At 42.4% G+C, this 1,763-nt stretch carries 1 protein-coding gene and 1 pseudogene; both read right to left on the reverse strand.

What is annotated here, in order from left to right; translation table 11 throughout:
• Positions 1-9: 9 nt before the first annotated feature.
• Positions 10-1,191, reverse strand: coding sequence for a transposase (locus tag F6J99_RS44750; protein WP_293123820.1), 1,182 nt, complete (start codon positions 1,189-1,191; stop codon positions 10-12).
• A pseudogene (locus F6J99_RS44755) lies at positions 1,097-1,690 on the reverse strand (IS607 family transposase); the annotation flags it as partial. The gene F6J99_RS44750 and the pseudogene F6J99_RS44755, both read right to left, overlap by 95 nt.
• Positions 1,691-1,763 lie beyond the last annotated feature (73 nt).

Below are 1,763 nucleotides of genomic sequence, written 5' to 3' on the forward strand. Positions count from 1 at the left end.
CGGATACATTTAACCCGGCAATTCCTGGCAAAACCCGGAAGCCGTGTACAGCACGTCGGTTATCGACGAGGAGGTATCCCTCAAAGCTTTTAGGTAAATCCCAAAAGCGCCATTATGATCACGGTCAATGGTGTGGCCACAATTTGGGCATTTAAATCGTTTAGAACCGCCTAATTTGCTGTGAATGTGGCCACATTTGGTACAAGTCTTGGATGTGTATTCTTCAGTAACATCTACTACAAAACAACCTCTTTTGGCTGCCTGATGCTTCAATGTCATCTTGAATCGATAATGTGCCCAAGACATCATTTTTCTGACGGTCTTGCTTCTTATTTTCCTTTTTGTTTTGCTCACCATTTGAGATGTCTCAAATTTGGGAAGGTAAATAAATTGATACTCAGAAGTAAGAAAACAAGCAACCTTTTTGTGGGCTTCGTCTATAAGATTGCGGATTTTTACTCTGATTCGCTGAGCGGCCTTCCTCATTTTGAATCTTTTTCTTTTGTTTTTAGATCCTTTAGCTAAAGAGACGCGAGATATTAGATCATCTAAGTGACAACAAAGGCGGTAAATTCGTCCAATGTCTCCTGAACCTATATCTAGAAACCTTTGGGCGTCAAATCCAGTCAAAAATGTCCTTACTCCAGGATCTAGAGCAATACTTCTATTTGGTAGAGAAGGTTTGTCAGGTTTTTTATCTATGGCAAAAGTAATAAACCAACGTCCTCGATCAATGACCAGAGTAGGGTCATGAAGAATTTTTTCCGGCATTGATTCGCTACTGTGAAAAGACAATCCTTTCGTTTCTTTTGGATAAAAAGTTCCTTTCCTGAAGTTAACCTTATTGAACCTGATCGATTGAACTGAATCTGAAAACCTCCTAAACTTAGCTTCTCCGTCTACCTTCTTGGCTGCTTTATGAGCTTCAAAGGCTTGAAATATTGCAGATTCTCTGGGACTGTAAGGTGTTTTGCCAACCCATTCAGGGACGTCTGACATTATTTTCTTTCTAAGGTCGTACTTCCCTATTTTTGTGGTTTTCAGAGTCGCGATCGCCTGATTGTAACACCATCTCGCGGCATTGATCCAAGTCCTCCATTTTAGCTTTAATTCTGTTTCCGGGTAGACTCGGATCTTCTTTGATAACTGACTTGTATTTCCTGAGTCCATAGAGTCTACAACTGAAGACATGGACGATGGCAAGGATGTCTTCCACCATTTCTTGTTCTGAAGATAGATTTGACTGGTCGAGAACCACGATCCTGCAACCGTTCTGTTCACAAATCCATTCGATAAGCTCGAATCCAAATCTTGCCATCCGGTCTTTGTGAGCGACCACAATTTGGCTGACGTCTCTTGACAAAACTCGTCCCAATAGGGTTTTAAGACCTTTTCTGCGGTAGTTGAGTCCTGATCCGACATCTTTGATGACTTCCGCGCTCGGGAACTTCCCTTGAAGGAACGCCGCTTGCCTTTCGAGATCTTCTTTTTGTTTTCTGGTAGAGACTCTAGCGTAAATAATTGTTGGTTTGTTCTTGACTTCTCCAAGCACTGAATCGACGTCATAGCGTCGCTGGTTGCTTGGGGTTCTAATGGTTTTAATTTTGCCCTCTTGATCCCAGTACCTGAGTGTTCGTTCAGATACTCCGAGGATTTCGCGGGCTTTTCTGGGTGAGACATACCTCATAATCTCCGGCAGTTCCTGGCAACCTTTCTATATACTAACAAAGATTGCCGGAAATTGCCGGAGATTGCCGGAAAAA

The sequence above is a fragment of the Moorena sp. SIO4G3 genome (genome assembly GCF_010692305.1).
In the GTDB taxonomy this organism is placed as follows: domain Bacteria; phylum Cyanobacteriota; class Cyanobacteriia; order Cyanobacteriales; family Coleofasciculaceae; genus Moorena; species Moorena producens_A.

What these genes read in the sequence shown, in the direction of transcription:
- F6J99_RS44750 (WP_293123820.1), bottom strand. Translation starts at nt 1,191, where the DNA reads ATGTCTTCAGTTGTAGACTCTATGGACTCAGGAAATACAAGTCAGTTA.